General features: G+C 60.0%; 11 protein-coding genes. 1 reads left to right on the plus strand and 10 read right to left on the minus strand.

Going from position 1 to position 15,327, the window contains the following annotated elements:
* Nucleotides 1–90: 90 nt before the first annotated feature.
* From B2Y33_RS01050 to B2Y33_RS01060, 3 genes are read right to left on the minus strand one after another with little or no spacing between them, the layout of a single operon-like run.
* Complete coding sequence (locus B2Y33_RS01050; protein WP_028686747.1) at nucleotides 91–3,144, minus strand: efflux RND transporter permease subunit; 3,054 nt, start codon at nucleotides 3,142–3,144, stop codon at nucleotides 91–93.
* Nucleotides 3,141–4,208: an efflux RND transporter periplasmic adaptor subunit gene (locus tag B2Y33_RS01055; RefSeq protein WP_027913444.1), complete on the minus strand. Its 1,068-nt coding sequence runs from the start codon at nucleotides 4,206–4,208 to the stop codon at nucleotides 3,141–3,143. Before B2Y33_RS01055 ends, B2Y33_RS01050 begins: the two co-directional genes overlap by 4 nt.
* Nucleotides 4,205–5,293, minus strand: coding sequence for an efflux RND transporter periplasmic adaptor subunit (locus B2Y33_RS01060; protein WP_206405103.1), 1,089 nt, complete (start codon nucleotides 5,291–5,293; stop codon nucleotides 4,205–4,207). The genes B2Y33_RS01055 and B2Y33_RS01060 overlap by 4 nt, the downstream gene beginning before the upstream one ends.
* A 430-nt stretch (nucleotides 5,294–5,723) precedes the next feature.
* Here B2Y33_RS01060 and B2Y33_RS01065 point away from each other — a divergent pair, with 430 nt between their 5' ends.
* Nucleotides 5,724–6,557 (plus strand): RHS repeat-associated core domain-containing protein, encoded by an 834-nt coding sequence (locus B2Y33_RS01065; protein WP_166741474.1) that lies wholly within the window; start codon nucleotides 5,724–5,726, stop codon nucleotides 6,555–6,557.
* Nucleotides 6,558–6,684: 127 nt separating this feature from the next.
* Here B2Y33_RS01065 and B2Y33_RS01070 read toward each other — a convergent pair whose 3' ends face one another.
* From B2Y33_RS01070 to B2Y33_RS01100, 7 genes are all read right to left on the minus strand, one after another.
* Complete coding sequence (locus B2Y33_RS01070) at nucleotides 6,685–7,575, minus strand: ABC transporter permease subunit (RefSeq protein ID WP_023532426.1); 891 nt, start codon at nucleotides 7,573–7,575, stop codon at nucleotides 6,685–6,687.
* Entirely contained in the window at nucleotides 7,572–8,492 is a 921-nt protein-coding gene (locus B2Y33_RS01075) for an ABC transporter permease subunit (protein ID WP_027913442.1), read from the minus strand. The genes B2Y33_RS01070 and B2Y33_RS01075 overlap by 4 nt, the downstream gene beginning before the upstream one ends.
* Nucleotides 8,489–9,631 (minus strand): polyamine ABC transporter ATP-binding protein, encoded by a 1,143-nt coding sequence (gene potA / locus B2Y33_RS01080; RefSeq protein ID WP_027913441.1) that lies wholly within the window; start codon nucleotides 9,629–9,631, stop codon nucleotides 8,489–8,491. The genes B2Y33_RS01075 and potA overlap by 4 nt, the downstream gene beginning before the upstream one ends.
* A gap of 68 nt (nucleotides 9,632–9,699) precedes the next feature.
* Entirely contained in the window at nucleotides 9,700–10,794 is a 1,095-nt protein-coding gene (locus B2Y33_RS01085; protein WP_027913440.1) for a polyamine ABC transporter substrate-binding protein, read from the minus strand.
* A gap of 158 nt (nucleotides 10,795–10,952) precedes the next feature.
* Nucleotides 10,953–12,050 carry a polyamine ABC transporter substrate-binding protein gene (locus B2Y33_RS01090; RefSeq protein ID WP_027913439.1) on the minus strand — a complete coding sequence of 366 codons (1,098 nt, stop codon included), beginning with the start codon at nucleotides 12,048–12,050 and terminating at the stop codon, nucleotides 10,953–10,955.
* 160 nt (nucleotides 12,051–12,210) lie between these two features.
* Nucleotides 12,211–13,572: an aspartate aminotransferase family protein gene (locus B2Y33_RS01095; protein ID WP_049695307.1), complete on the minus strand. Its 1,362-nt coding sequence runs from the start codon at nucleotides 13,570–13,572 to the stop codon at nucleotides 12,211–12,213.
* Between the two features lie 48 nt (nucleotides 13,573–13,620).
* On the minus strand, nucleotides 13,621–14,979 hold the full coding sequence (locus B2Y33_RS01100) for a glutamine synthetase family protein (RefSeq protein ID WP_023532328.1): 1,359 nt from the start codon (nucleotides 14,977–14,979) through the stop codon (nucleotides 13,621–13,623).
* Between the last annotated feature and the right edge of the window lie 348 nt (nucleotides 14,980–15,327).

Genomic DNA, 15,327 nt, shown 5'->3' on the forward strand with positions numbered 1-15,327 from the left:
TCGCCTCGTAGGCGCGGCGTCTGCGGGGCGCCAAAGCGGCCATGATGGGCCGCAGAACGGCCCCGCATGGCAAGCGGCGCGATAGGCGCCTCAACCTTCCTGATGCGGCTCGCGGATCTTGTAGGACGCTACGTAGAGCGCTGGCAAGAACAGCAAGGTGAGCAAGGTTGCCACAATGATGCCGCCAATCATGGCGTACGCCATTGGCCCCCAGAATACTTCGCGAGCAATCGGAATCATGCCCAGGCTGGCAGCCGCAGCTGTCAGCAGGATTGGCCGGCGACGATGGTTGGTGGCCTCGACCACGGCATCCCATGGTGAATACCCCTGGGCTTCGAATTCATCGATCTGGGTGACCAGAATGACCGAGTTACGAATGATGATGCCCGCCAGCGCCAGGATGCCCAGGATCGCCACGAAGCCCATCGGCGTACCCGTCGGCACCAGCGCCAACACCACACCGATCAGGCCCAACGGCGCGACGCTGATCACCAGGAACAGCTTCTTCACGCTGTGCAACTGGATCATCAGGAACGTGGCCATCAGGAACAGCATCAGCGGGATCACTTTAGCGATGGGCCCCTGTGCCTTGCCGCTCTCCTCCACGGTGCCGCCGGTGGCCACTTCGTAGCCGGTAGGCAACTCGCTGGCGAACTTTTCGATGTCTGGCTTGAGCTGAGCCACCAGGTCCGTAGGCTGAATATCCCCGTTGACCGACGCTTTGAGGGTGATCGTAGGCTTGCGATCGCGCCGCCACACAAGAGGCTGCTCCTGCTCGTAGCGCACCGTGGCGAATGACAGCAAGGGTATCGAAGTGCCGTTGGGTGTAAGGATCTGCAGGTTCTGCAGCGTATCGGGCGAGCCCCGCTCGCTATCCACGGCGCGGGCCACCACGTCGATCAGGTAGATATCATCGTTGACCTGGGTAACGGGCACGCCGGTGACGATGCTGTTCATTACATTGGCCACATCTTCCGAAGAAAGCCCCAACTGGCGGGCCTTGTCCTGGGCAATATCGATGCGCAGCACTTTACCCGGCTCGTTCCAGTCGTAAATCATTTCGCCGATGTTGGGGTTCTTGTCCAACAGGGTCGCCAGCTCGATGGCATGCTTGCGCACCTGCTCGATGTCCTTCCCGCTGACGCGGTACTGGATTGGTCGCCCCACAGGTGGCCCCATCTCCAGCGACTGAACGTTCGAACCGATACCGACGAAGTCCTCTCGCAGGCGTTTCTGCAGGCGAGTGATGAGCTCACCGCGCTCTTCCAGGCCTTTGCTGACGATGACCAATTGGGCGTAGTACGGGTTCTGCAGTTGCTGGTCCAGCGGCAGGTAGAAGCGCACCGCACCTTGACCGATATAGGTGCTCCAGTGATCGATGTCTTCGTCATCCTTGAGCGTGGCCTCCAACTGGTCGACCACCTTGCGAGTTTCCTGGATCGACGCGTTCTGTGGCAGGTTCAGATCGACCAGGATTTCCGGACGGTCCGAAGCAGGAAAGAACTGGTTCTGCACGAAGCGCATGCAGAACACGGCCAGGGCGAACAGCACCACGGTGCCGATGATGGTCATCCAGCGGTGGCGCATGCTCCACAGCAGGCCATGCTCGAAGACCCGGGCTACCCTGCCCGGCTTGTCATCATGGGACTTCACTTTGCGGGCGTTGAGAATGTGCACGCCAAGCACGGGGGCGAAGAACACGGCCACCACCCATGACACCAACAGCGCAACGGCAATGACCGCGAACAAGGTGAAGGTGTATTCACCTGCCGAACTTGCGTTGAGGCCAATCGGTACGAAACCTGCGACAGTCACCAGCGTACCGGTGAGCATTGGAAATGCCGTGGAGGTGTAAGCGAAAGTAGCAGCGTCTTCCTTGCTCTCGCCCATTTCCAGGCGCGTGACCATCACCTCCACGGTGATCATGGCGTCATCCACCAGCAGCCCCAGCGCAATGATCAGTGCACCTAGCGAGATACGCTGCATGGTGATGCCGCTGTATTCCATGAATACGAACACCATGGCCAGTACCAGCGGGATCGAGCACGCCACCACCAGGCCTGCACGCACACCCAAGCTGACGAAGCTCACGGCCAGAACAATGATCACCGCTTCGAACAATGCACTGGTGAAGCCACCGACGGCCTTCTCCACCACCGTCGCCTGGTTGGACACCGTGTGCACATCGACGCCTACCGGAAGCTCGTTGGTGATGCGCTGCATGGTTTGCTTGAGCGCCTTGCCAAACTCCTGGATGTTGCCGCCCTTCTGCATGCCGATGGCAAGGCCCAGGGCCGTCTTGCCGTTGTAGCGGAACATCGGCGCAGGCGGGTTGGTGTAGCCGCGTTCGACCTCGGCGATGTCTGCCAAGCGGAAGAAGCGATCGTTGATGCGCAGGTTGACGTTCTCAAGGTCCTTTTCCGAGGCGAACTGCCCACTTGTCCGTACGGAGATGCGCTCCGGCCCGGCCTCGATCACGCCCGCTGGCGTCACGCTGTTCTGCGCCTGCAGAGCCTGCATCACCTGACGCTGGTCGATACCCAAGGCGGCGAGCTTGCGGGTGGAGAAGTTCAGGTAGAGCACTTCGTCCTGGATACCGACCATTTCGATCTTGCCGATATTGGGTACTTCGCGGACCTCGGCCCGCGCCTGCTCCACATAATCACGCAGCTGGCGCAGGCTCAGCCCGTCGGCGGTGAAGGCGTAGATGGAACCGAACACATCGCCGAATTCATCGTTGAAGCCGGGGCCCTGCAAGCCCTCGGGGAAATCGCCGCGAATGTCCTGGATCTTCTTGCGGACCTGATACCAGATCTGCGGTATGTCGTCTGCCTTGGTAGTGTCGCGCAGGTAGACGAACACCGTTGATTCACCAGGCCGGGTATAGCTCTTGGTGTAATCGAGCGAATCGAGCTCCTCGAGCTTCTTCTCGATCCGGTCGGTGACCTGCAGCAGCGTTTCTTCCTGGGTAGCGCCAGGCCAGCGGGTCTGGATCACCATGGTCTTGATGGTGAAGGACGGATCCTCCTCACGACCCAGGTTGAAGTACGAAAAGATGCCCATGAGCAAACCGACGAACATCAGGTACCACACGAACGACTGATGCTTGAGCGCCCATTCGGACAGGTTGAAGCTTCCTTTCATTGCGCATCCTCGTCGAAGGTGACCTGCTGGCCAGGCTTGAGGCTATTGACGCCGGCGATCACCACCCGCTCCCCAGGCTGTACGCCTGATGAGACGACGATGCGGTCCTCGTTTCGGTCGATCAGGGTCACGTCGCGCAAGGCGACGGTTTTCTGCTGGGGGTCGACGACCCATACCTGTGTCTTGCCATCGCGCTCCAGCAGCGCGCTGACCGGCAGCTCGCTGCGAGGAGAAACCTGCGAGCTGAGAGTGACGCTGACGGCAGTTCCCAGATGGAACGTTTCAGGGGTGCTGGCCAAGGTCAGCCGCGCACGCCGCGTGCGGGTGGTGGCATCGGCCTTGGGCTCGAGCTCGCGCAGGGTGGCGGTGGTGTTGACGGCGGGGTTGAGCTGCGAGGCGACAGTGAAGGTCAGGTCCGGTGTCAACTGCTCGGCAATGCCGATGGGCAGGTCAATCACCGCTTCCTTCACGTCCGGCCTGGCGAGCGTGACCACAGCCTGCCCAGCGGTGACGGTTTGCCCGGCTTCGGCCTGCCAGTCAGTAATCACCGCCGCATGATCGCTGCGCAGCGTGGTATAGCCCAGCTGGTCACGGGCCTGACTGACCGAGGAACGAGCCTGCTCCAGCGTGGCGCCAGCTGTTTTCAGGTTGGTCTGGGCGATGTCCAACTGGGCCTGAGCACCCACGCCTCGGTCGTACAATTGTTGTTGCCGGCGGGCGTCGGACTGCGCGTTGATCCACTGCGCCTGCACCCTGGCCAGATCGCCTTCGGCAGCGCGCAGCTGATTTTGCTGGTCGGTCGGATCCAGCGTGGCCAACGTATCGCCCGCTTTGACCTGGGCCCCGACGTCCAGCCAGCGGCGAGCGATGCGCCCGCCCACACGAAAGCCCAGGGTACTTTCGTAACGCGCTTCGATCACGCCTGCAAAGCGGCCCAAGCGGGCCTGCAACTGAGGTTGCACCACTACCGACAGCACTGGACGAACCGGCTCCGGCGGCTGCTCTTCCTTGCCGCACCCGACAAGCAAAACACCGGCACACATCAACGTCAGCCAAGGCTTCATAGCGGGCTCTCCGGCGCTTTGGCGGGTACTTTTTCAACTTTCATACCGGGGTGCAGCAGCTGCCCGCCGGTTACCACGACGACTTCGCCACCGTCGAGACCTTTGCCGATGACCACAGTGCCGGTCAGGTAGCGGCTTACTTCGACTTCCCGCAACTGCACCTTGTCCCCCTCGCCCACGATCCACACGGCGGGTTTCTTCAAGCCTTTGGTCAGTGCCGACCAGGGCAGCTCGACACTCGGCTTGCCGCGCCCTTGGGTGGTCACGGTGACGGGCGCGCCCAACTGCATCGCAGGCGGAACGTCCTGCAATCCGACCTTGACCTGCACCGTGCCGCTTTGAGCCGAGACAGTGGGGGTAATTTCACGCACCGCTCCACGGGCCTGCACCTTCGGATCGTCCAACAGGCTGACCACGACGCTGGCATCACTGGGCGTGCCCGCCAGAAGCGACTCGTACACGTTGAACACCGCATCACGCTCGCCGTCACGGGCCAGGCTGAAGATGGGCATGGTCGCTTGCACCACTTGCCCTACCTCGGCCTGACGCTCGGTGACCACCCCGTCGGCTTCGGAGACCAGCGCGGTATAACTCAATTGCTCGTTTGCGTTGGCCAGTTGAGCTTGCGCAGCCTTCAGCGCGCTTTGATTGCTGCGCAACGAGGCCTGGGCAGCATCATATTCGCTTTGACTGGTATAGCCCTTGGGCAACAGCTTCTGCTGACGAACGAAGGCAGCTTGGGTCTGGGTCACCCGTGCCTGCGCCGCGAACACTTCGGCCTTGGCCGAAGCCACGTCGTTCTGTAAGTCTTTAGGGTCGAGCCGGGCCAGTACCTGCTTGGCCTTTACGTGATCGCCTACATCTACACTGCGCGAAATGATCTTGCCGCCTACGCGGAATGAGAGGTCCGTCTGCACCCGCGCCTGGATGTCGCCAGTCAGCGTCACCCGGGCTGCGAAATCGGCGGACTGGACATTCTGTACCCCTACACGGGGCAGCGTTTCAGGCAGCTCTTCCTTGCTGCAGCCGGTGAGCATGCCCAGCAGCCCCAAGCCCGTGACCAGTAGCGCACGCGACAACGTCATGGAGGCTCCTTTCTTGCGCGCAAAAGATTCATGCATGCGATTCGCCAAGCAGGCCAGGGTTCCATAATTCTTGCTGTAGACGCCAGACGCCCTGCCCCCTCCAGCCTCGTGGGTGGCTTCGTCAGGCCAGGTGTTGGCAAACCCTGGCAATTCTGTCAGTAGCCCACGCTTTCAAGATCACGATACTGTCGCCTGACGCGAAACTTCCAACCTACCACTGCTTGCAGACGGTCGGTCTTATTCATCCGGGGATGTTGGTATGGACAAATCTGGCAGGGTCCACGCGTTCTATCAAGCCGGCCAACTCGTCACGGAACTGGGTGACGACGTCAAACGCTCGGTGTTCCGAGGTCAGGCACGCTTTCTAGGCCATCTTGCAGGCGATAAGCGGACGCCTTCAGTAAGCGCGGTAGACAGGGGCAACACCGTAATGGCCGAGCCCCACACCAACTGCCTGGCTCGCTTTTCCTACACGCCTTACGGCCAAAGGGCCCGTTTGAATGAACCGGACACGCCATGGGCGTATCACGGTGAGCGACTGGATGCACTATTGGATGGGTATCCACTGGGCAACGGCTATCGACTGTATAGACCGGCACTCATGCGGTTTGGCGCCCCTGACAACCTGAGCCCTTTTGGACAGGGGATGCTCAATGCGTATGCCTACTGCCTGGGTGACCCTGTCAATCAAAGTGATCCATCAGGCCACTTCGCGGTGAGAAGCCTGATCAAGTATGCAAGCTGGATCACAGCCGCTGCGTCCTTAACAGCAGGCACAGCCCTTGCTGTCGTCGGTGCTTCGAAAAATGACGATAACCTTATCGGAGTGGCGATCGGCGTTTATATTGGTGGGTCATCGCTTGTCGCCGCTTTATTCGTCCGGGAAAAATATATGAGTACGCTCAGAGCCGACTCGTCATATGGAGAACGGTTCTCGACTACAGTGGGAGGCAGCGACCGACGAAACGTGCATGACCCTGTACAGAGCTTTTCATCAGCGGATGTGACCTTGGTACCTCCAAGTGTCCATACGAATAGAAGATTTGGTGGCTCGCATTTAACAACGCAACCGGTAGTTCCGGCCCCGCCTCCCAGCTATTCGAGTTTAAACCTTCAAGCGCCAGGTCTGGACGAGCTTCCCAGCTATTTGGATCTTTATCCCAACCAGGACTCAACTGGAGGAAGCTTGTCGCACAGGAACAGCCTCCCCCCACATATCGAGCCACAGCGAATTATGAATAGAGTTCGGCGCTTAAGTGTCTAGTGACCTCGCCGTAGCAATTCGTCACAAACGATACGTTTATGCGGCCACATTCAGTTCTCCGCACGGCGCAAGCGCAAGTGTGGAACAGCTGCTCGCTCCAAAAGCGTAACGAGCAGCCATACCTCGATCAGATCGGCGCTACCGGCGCCGGGCGCCGTACCTGAGGCTGCGACGCATTGGCCGCCGCACCTTCTTCAATCGCCTGCTGTATGGCCTTGCGGCGACGCTCTTCGGCACGGCGACTGAAGTACCAGACGAAGAATGTCACCAACGAGACGGACAGCAGAATCAGGCTGGCCACGGCGTTGATCTCAGGTTTCACGCCCAGGCGTACCGCCGAGAACACTTCCATCGGCAACGTGGTCGAGCCTGGCCCGGACACGAAGCTGGCCAATACCAGGTCATCGAGCGACAAGGCGAACGACATCATGCCACCTGCCGCCAGCGAAGGCGCAATCATGGGGATGGTGATCAGGAAGAACACCTTCCAAGGCTTGGCCCCCAGGTCCATGGCCGCCTCTTCGATCGACAGGTCCAGCTCACGCAGCCGGGCCGACACGACGACGGCCACATAGGCCGCGCAGAAGGTGGTGTGGGCAATCCAGATGGTGACAACGCCACGCTCCTGCGGCCAACCGATCAATTGCGCCATGGCCACGAACAGCAGCAGCAGCGACAGACCCGTGATGACTTCAGGCATGACCAACGGTGCGGTGACCAAGCCACCGAACAAGGTACGCCCGCGGAACCGGGTGACCCTGGTGAGTACGAAAGCCGCCATGGTGCCCAACGCGACAGCCGCTACCGCCGTGTAGCAAGCGATTTCCAGCGAGCGCATCACCGAACCGATCAGCTGAGTGTTGTCCAGCAAGCCGACATACCATTTGACCGACCACCCGCCCCACACCGTCACCAACTTGGAGGCGTTGAACGAGTAGATGACCAGAATCACCATCGGCAAGTAGATGAACAGCAAGCCGAACACCAGCATCAGCTTGGAAAAACCGAAGCGCTTCATGCCCTGCCCTCCATTTCCTTGGCCTGGCTGCGGTTGAACAGCAAAATGGGCACGATCAGGATCGCCAGCATCACCACCGCAAGCGCCGAGGCCACCGGCCAGTCACGGTTGTTGAAGAATTCCTGCCACAACACTTTACCGATCATCAGGGTTTCCGGTCCGCCGAGCAGTTCGGGGATCACGAACTCGCCCACCACGGGGATGAACACCAGCATGCAACCGGCGATGATGCCGTTTTTTGACAGCGGCACGGTGATTTTCCAGAAGCTGTTGAAGGTGCTCGACCCCAGGTCGGATGCCGCTTCGAGCAGGCTTGGGTCATGCTTCACCAGGTTGGCGAACAAGGGCAGGATCATGAACGGCAGGTAGGAATAGACCACGCCGATGTACACCGCCAGGTTGGTGTTGAGTATCTGCAGCGGCTGGTCGATCAGCCCGGTCCACATCAAAAAGCCATTGAGCAAACCGTTGTTGCTCAGAATGCCCATCCAGGCATACACGCGGATCAGGATCGCGGTCCAGGTCGGCATCATGATCAGCAGCAGCAGGACGGTCTGGGTTTCCTTCTTGGCGTTGGCGATGGCATAGGCCATCGGGTAGCCGATCAGCAGGCAGAGCAGCGTGCTGATGAACGCCATCTTCAGCGAACCGAGGTAGGCCGAGATATACAGTTCGTCCTCGGTCAGCAAACCGTAGTTGGCCAGGTTGAGCACCAACTGGATCTTGTCCTCGACGTAGCTGTAGATCTCGGTGTACGGCGGGATCGCCACGTCGGCTTCGGCGAAGCTGATCTTCAGGACGATGAAGAACGGCAGCATGAAGAACAGGAACAGCCACACGAAAGGAACACCGATCACCAGGTGCCGCCCTTCAGGGGTGATGCGCCGGAACGCTCGCTTGAGCTTGCGCAGCTTCATGACCGCAGTACCACGCCGCTGTCGTCTTCCCACCATACGAAGACTTCATCGTCCCACGTAGGGCGCGCGCCTTGGCGTTCGGCGTTGGCGACGAACGACTGCACCACCTTGCCACTGGGTAGCTTCACGTAGAATACCGAATGCCCGCCCAGGTAGGCGATGTCATGGATCTTGCCGCGCGACCAGTTGTACTGGAAATCAGGCTGGACAGTGGTGACCAGCATCTTTTCCGGGCGCAGTGCATAGGTGATGTGCTTGTCCTCCACGGAGGTGGAGACACCGTGCCCGACGTAGATCTTGCGCTCAAGTTCAGGCGAGGCGATCAGGGCGTGGCCTTCGGCATCGTCGATCACCTCGGCATCGAACAGGTTGACGTTGCCGATGAATTCGCAGACCAGGCGGCTGGTCGGGGTTTCGTAAATGTCTACCGGCGAGCCGATCTGAGCGATCCAGCCCAGGTGCATGATGGCAATGCGCTGGGCCATGGTCATGGCTTCTTCCTGGTCGTGGGTCACCATCACGCAGGTCACGCCGACGCGCTCGATGATTTCCACCAGCTCCAGCTGCATCTGCGAACGCAGCTTCTTGTCCAGGGCACCCATCGGCTCGTCCAGCAGCAACAGCTTAGGCCGCTTGGCCAGGGAACGAGCCAAGGCCACGCGCTGGCGCTGGCCACCGGAGAGCTGGTGCGGCTTGCGTTTGGCGTACTGAGTCATGTGCACCAGCTTGAGCATCTCGGCCACGCGGGCGTCGACCTCGGCCTTGGGCAAGCGGTCCTGCTGCAGGCCGAAGGCGATGTTCTGCGCCACGGTCATGTGCGGGAACAGGGCGTAGGACTGGAACATCATGTTGATCGGCCGCTCGTAGGGCGGCATGTCGGTAATGTCCACGCCGTCCAGGAAGATGCGTCCTTCGGTGGGGCGTTCGAAGCCTGCCAGCATGCGCAGCAAGGTCGACTTACCGGAGCCGGAACCCCCAAGCAAGGCGAAGATTTCGCCCTTGCGGATTTCCAGGGACACATCGTCCACCGCTACCGTTTCGTCGAATTTTTTCGTGACCCGGTCGATCTTGACCAGCACCTGCTTGGGTTGCTGGCCACCCTCGAGGGCTTTCTTATAGGCGCCGGAGGCAACTGCCATGAGTGAAACTCCCAACAAGTTTTTTGTGCCCGCGCGGCCTGCCAGGCAGGCCGCGCGGGTGAGGTGGATTACTTGCCCGACTTGACCTTGGTCCAGCTGCGGGTCATCAGGCGCTGCACTTTGGGCGGCAGCTCTGAGTTCACGAACATCTTGTCCAGCACATCCTGCGGTGGATAAACCGCAGCGTCAGTCCTCACGGCCTGGTCCATCAGGTCGCCAGCCTTCGAGTTAGGGTTGGCATAACCGACGTAATCACTGACCTGGGCGATAACCTCAGGTTTCAGCAAATAGTTGATCAAGGCATGCGCCTGCTCCACGTTTTTGGCGTCCTTGGGAATCGCCAGCACGTCGAACCAGAGGTTGCCGCCTTCTTTGGGAATGGCATAAGCCAGGTTCACACCCTTCTTCGCCTCTTCGGCGCGGGCCTTGGCCTGGAACACATCACCCGAGAAACCTGCCGCGACACAGATGTTGCCGTTGGCAAGATCGGTGATGTACTTGGACGAATGGAAATACGTCACGTAGGGGCGTACCGCCAGCAGCTTCTGCTCGGCCTTGGCGTAATCCTTGGGGTTGGTGCTGTTGGGATCCAGGCCCATGTAGTTGAGGACGGCCGGAAGCATTTCGTCCGCCGAGTCGAGGAACGCCACGCCGCACTTGGACAGCTTCTTCATGTTCTCGGGTTCGAACAGCACCGCCCAGGAGTCGATGGTATCGACGCCAAGCGCCTCTTTGACCTTGTCGACGTTGTACCCGATGCCATTGGTGCCCCACAGGTAAGGCACGGCATACAGGTTACCCGGGTCGTTCTTCTCCAGGCGCTTCATCAACGCAGGTTCAAGGTTCGCGTAATTGGGCAGCAGTGCCTTGTCGAGCTTTTGGAAAGCGCCCGCCTTGATCTGCTTGCCCAGAAAATGGTTGGAGGGCACGACCACGTCGTAGCCGGTCCTGCCGGCCAGCAGCTTGCCTTCCAGGGTTTCGTTGGAATCGAAGACATCCTGCACCGGCTTGATGCCCGTGGCTTTCTCGAAGCCTGCGAGCGTGTCTGGGCCGATATAGTCGGACCAGTTGTAGAAATGCACCGTAGGCGCCGCTTGGACGCTGCATGCCAGCGTCAGGCTCGCTGCAGCCATCACGGCCTTGCGTAATACAGAATTGGACAAGTGGGTGGTCCTCACAATCAGTGTCTGGATAGCGACAATGCTGCCGCACACGCAAAACCGGCGCGCAACTTACCTTCGCAGCTTCGATGCCGCAATGCTCAATTGCCTTTCACTGGTTTCGGACCGGGAATACCCGGTCCGAAAATGCTACATCAGGCTTATTTGCCCGATTTGATCTTGGTCCAGCTGCGGGTAATTACCCGTTGCACTGCTGCTTCAGGGGCGGCAATGGCGTACAGATTCTTTTTCACTTCAGCGGACGGATAGATGCTTGGGTCGCTGGTGATGTCCTTGTCCACAAAGGCGGTCGCGGCCTTGTTGCCGTTGGGGAAGCGCACGGCATTGGTGATTTCGGCCATGACTTGCGGCTGCATCAGGAAGTCCATGAACTTGTAGGCCGCTTCCTTGTGCTCGGCATCCTTGGGCATGGCAACCATGTCATAGAAGGTGCCGGCGCCTTCTTTCGGGATCACGTAGTCCAGCTTGACCTTGTCCCCCGCTTCGTGGGCGCGGGTCTTGGACTGCTCCAGGTCACCCGAGTAGCCGACAGCCAGGCAGATGTTGCCGTTGGCCAGGTCGCCAATGTACTTGGAGGAGTGGAAATAGGTGATCGACGGACGGATCTTGAGGAACAGGTCTTCGGCAGCCTTGAGGTCTTCCTTCTTGGTGCTGTTGGTCGGCAGGCCCAGGTAATGCAGGGCCGCTGGCAACATTTCGGTTGGGGCATCAAGGAAGCTCACGCCACAGCTCTTGAGCTTGGCGATGTTCTCTGGCTTGAAGACCACGTCCCAGGAATCGATCTTGTCCACGCCCAGCGCGGCCTTGACCTTCTCGGGGTTGTAGCCGATGCCGATCGAGCCCCACATGTAGGGGAAGGCATGCTTGTTTTCCGGGTCGCTGGCATCGCCCACGGCCTTGAGCAGATCCTCGTCGAGGTTCTTCCAGTTGGGCAGCTGGGTGCGATCGAGTTCCTGGTAGACGCCCGCCTTGATCTGCTTGGCCAGGAAGTTGTTGGAAGGCACCACGATGTCATAGCCCGACTTACCGGCCAGCAACTTGGCCTCCAGGGTTTCGTTGCTGTCGAACACGTCGTACTTGACCTTGATGCCCGACTCTTTCTCGAACTTGGCGATGGTGTCCGGAGCAATGTAGTCCGACCAGTTGTAGACGTTCAGTACCTTGTCTTCAGCCTGTACAGCCCCGACCACTGCGCCCATCAGCGCAGCGGCCAACAACGTCTTGCCCATATTCTTCATGCGTCATGCTCCAGAGTGTTCGATTAGCCATCCGTTCAGAAGCCGGGTCCCGCAGTACACGCGTGTGGGCGACTGAAGCAGCCGCTAGTCTGGCAAGTTACAAGGCCCGGTTTCAAGGAAACCTGGCCCTTGTAACGACTTAATGTCACATCGCTAGCTGTCAGCGAATCGCCTCGAGTGTCAGGTCCAGGCATTTGCGTGCCTTTTCCACCAGCTCGTCGATCTGCGCCGGGCTGATGACCAGAGGTGGCGCGATGATCATCGTGTCGCCGACGGCCCGCATGATCAGGCCATTGTCGAAGCAGAAATTACGGCAGATCATGCCAGCACCTTTGCCCTCGAAACGGCTGCGTGTCGCCTTGTCCTTCACCAGCTCGATCGCGCCGAGCAGGCCAACACCGCGCACCTCGCCCACCAGCGGGTGGTCCTGCAACTCACGCAAACGCTTTTGCAAATACGGTGCCGCTTCGGTGCGCGCTTTCTCGACGATCTGTTCGTCGCGCAGGATGCGCAGGTTTTCCAGGCCTACCGCGGCAGCCACCGGATGCCCGGAATAGGTGAAGCCGTGATTGAAATCCCCGCCTTCGCTAAGCACCTTGGCAACCTTGTCACGCACGATCACACCGCCCATGGGGATGTAACCGGAGGTAAGGCCCTTGGCGATGGTCATCAGGTCGGGCCTGAGGTCATAGAAATCCGAGCCGAACCACTGCCCTGTTCGTCCGAAACCGCAAATGACTTCGTCGGCCACAAAGAGGATGTCGTACCGGGCCAGGATTTCCTTGATCTTCGGCCAGTAGGTGTCTGGCGGGATGATCACGCCACCGGCGCCCTGGATAGGCTCGGCGATGAACGCGGCGACGTTGTCCTCGCCGACTTCGAGAATTTTCTTTTCCAGTTGCTCCGCAGCCCAGACCCCGAACGCCTCCGGTGTCATGTCACCGCCCTCGCCATACCAGTACGGCTGAGGGATATGCACCACGCCCGGGATGGGCAAGCCGCCTTGCTCGTGCATGCCACTCATGCCGCCCAGGCTGGCACCGGCCACGGTGGAGCCGTGATAGCCGTTGACCCGACCGATCAGGGTCTGCTTGCTCGGCTTGCCCTTGAGTGCCCAGTAATGGCGAACCATGCGCAGCACGGTGTCGTTGCCCTCGGAGCCTGAACTGGTGAAGAACACATGGCTCATGCCCTCGGGCGCCACTTGGGTGATCGCCTTGGCCAACTCCAGCGCCGGAGGATGGGCGGTCTGGAAGAACAGGTTGTAGTAGGGCAGCTCACGCATCTGCCGCTCTGCCGCCTGAACCAGCTCCTCCCGTCCATACCCCACGGCCACGCACCACAGGCCAGCCATGCCGTCGAGAATCTTGTGCCCCTCGCTGTCCCACAAATGCACGCCTTGCGCCTTGGTGATGATGCGCGGCCCCTTGTCCTTCAGCTGCTTGTAGTCGCTGAAAGGCGCGAGGTGATGCTCGCCACTGAGGGCTTGCCATTCACGGGTTTGCGGGTTGTTCAGGCTCATGTGGTTCTCCGTTGACGGAAGGCCGCGCGTCTGCGGGGCCGAGGTTGATCAAACTGCGAACAGCAGGAATTCACGCTCCCAGGAACTGATGACGCGCTTGAAGTTCTCGTGCTCGGCACGCTTGGTGGCCACGTAGCCGGCGATGAATTTCTTGCCCAGGTATTGCTCCAGGGCGCGGCTGATTTCCATGCGTTCCAGGGCGTCTTCGATGGTCAGCGGCAGGCGCAGGTTGCGACGCTCGTAACCCCGGCCCTGGACCGGTGCGCTGGCCTCGATACCTTCGACCATGCCGATGTAGCCACACAGCAGGCTCGCGGCGATGGCCAGATACGGGTTGGCATCCGCACCCGGCAGGCGGTTTTCCACCCGGCGGCTTTGCGGGCCGGCGTCTGGGACGCGCAGGCCTACCGTACGGTTTTCCTCGCCCCACTCGACGTTCACTGGCGCCGAGGTATCCGGCAGGAAGCGGCGGAACGAGTTCACGTTGGGCGCAAACAGCGGCAACGCTTCGGGAATGAATTTCTGCAAACCGCCGATGTGGTTCAGGAACAGCGTGCTCATGCTGCCGTCTTCATTGCTGAAGATGTTCTTCCCGGTGGTCACATCGACCACGCTCTGGTGCAGGTGCATCGCACTGCCAGGCTCGCCGGTCATGGGCTTGGCCATGAAGGTGGCTGCCACGTTGTGCTTGAGCGCCGCCTCACGCATGGTGCGCTTGAACACCAGGATCTGGTCGGCCAGGTGCAGGGCATCGCCGTGACGGAAGTTGATTTCCATCTGCGCCGTGCCGTCTTCGTGGATCAGCGTGTCGAGGTCCAACTGCTGCAATTCGCACCAGTCATAGACATCCTCGAACAGCGGGTCGAATTCGTTCGCAGCTTCGATGGAGAAGGACTGGCGCCCGGTTTCAGGCCGGCCCGAACGGCCCACTGGCGGTTGCAGCGGGAAGTCAGGGTCTTCGCTGCGTTTGGTCAGGTAGAACTCCATCTCGGGCGCGACGATGGGCTGCCAGCCCTTGTCGGCGTAAAGCTTGAGCACCTTCTTGAGCACGTTGCGCGGCGACAGCTCTACGGGGTTGCCCTTTTTGTCATAGGTATCGTGGATGACCTGCGCGGTCGGCTCGATGGCCCATGGCACCAGGAACACGGCATTCTCATCGGGCCGGCAGATCATGTCGATGTCTGCAGGGTCCAGCAGCTCGTAATAGATGTCATCGTCGACATAGTCGCCGGTCACGGTCTGCAGCAACACGCTCTCGGGCAGGCGCATGCCTTTCTCGGCGATGAACTTGTTGGTAGGCGAAATCTTGCCGCGCGTGATGCCGGTCAAGTCGCTGATCAGGCATTCGACTTCGGTGATCTTGTGCTCTTTCAACCAATCGGTGAGCTGGTCGAGGTTGTTACTCATAAATACCTCAGGAGGTAAGGTGGTCCGCGACTTGATTCTGGATGCAGTGGATGGCTAAAGCAAAACCCCCGCGCAGGCGGACGGTGGATACACTGAAATGACGTGTGTCCTAAGTGATTCGTAATGGCAGAAAGAAGCGAAGCGTGGAGATGAGGTGCCATGAAGGCGGGGCCGAGCATGCCAGACGTCAATTATTGCGAGCACTGCCGCCATGGGATTGGCAGGCCAGGCTAACGTGACTGAACAGCCTGATTGCACTGCATTGGCAGCGCTTCTAGGTCGCGGCAGGCGGACCATGAGACCCTCGTATTATTCTGTTTTGGGTTGAATCGGAGCTTAGCGCCGTTC

The sequence above is a fragment of the Pseudomonas sp. UBA5666 genome, assembly GCF_002420785.1.
Classification (GTDB): domain Bacteria; phylum Pseudomonadota; class Gammaproteobacteria; order Pseudomonadales; family Pseudomonadaceae; genus Aquipseudomonas; species Aquipseudomonas fulva.

Excerpts from the sequence above, each read along its gene's own strand:
- B2Y33_RS01055 (WP_027913444.1), bottom strand. The coding sequence starts at position 4,208 with ATGAAGCCTTGGCTGACGTTGATGTGTGCCGGTGTTTTGCTTGTCGGG.
- B2Y33_RS01100 (WP_023532328.1), bottom strand. The coding sequence starts at position 14,979 with ATGAGTAACAACCTCGACCAGCTCACCGATTGGTTGAAAGAGCACAAG.
- B2Y33_RS01070 (WP_023532426.1), bottom strand. The coding sequence starts at position 7,575 with ATGAAGCGCTTCGGTTTTTCCAAGCTGATGCTGGTGTTCGGCTTGCTG.
- B2Y33_RS01090 (WP_027913439.1), bottom strand. The coding sequence starts at position 12,050 with ATGAAGAATATGGGCAAGACGTTGTTGGCCGCTGCGCTGATGGGCGCA.
- potA (WP_027913441.1), bottom strand. The coding sequence starts at position 9,631 with ATGGCAGTTGCCTCCGGCGCCTATAAGAAAGCCCTCGAGGGTGGCCAG.
- B2Y33_RS01050 (WP_028686747.1), bottom strand. The coding sequence starts at position 3,144 with ATGAAAGGAAGCTTCAACCTGTCCGAATGGGCGCTCAAGCATCAGTCG.
- B2Y33_RS01075 (WP_027913442.1), bottom strand. The coding sequence starts at position 8,492 with ATGAAGCTGCGCAAGCTCAAGCGAGCGTTCCGGCGCATCACCCCTGAA.
- B2Y33_RS01060 (WP_206405103.1), bottom strand. The coding sequence starts at position 5,293 with ATGACGTTGTCGCGTGCGCTACTGGTCACGGGCTTGGGGCTGCTGGGC.
- B2Y33_RS01065 (WP_166741474.1), top strand. The coding sequence starts at position 5,724 with ATGGCCGAGCCCCACACCAACTGCCTGGCTCGCTTTTCCTACACGCCT.
- B2Y33_RS01095 (WP_049695307.1), bottom strand. The coding sequence starts at position 13,572 with ATGAGCCTGAACAACCCGCAAACCCGTGAATGGCAAGCCCTCAGTGGC.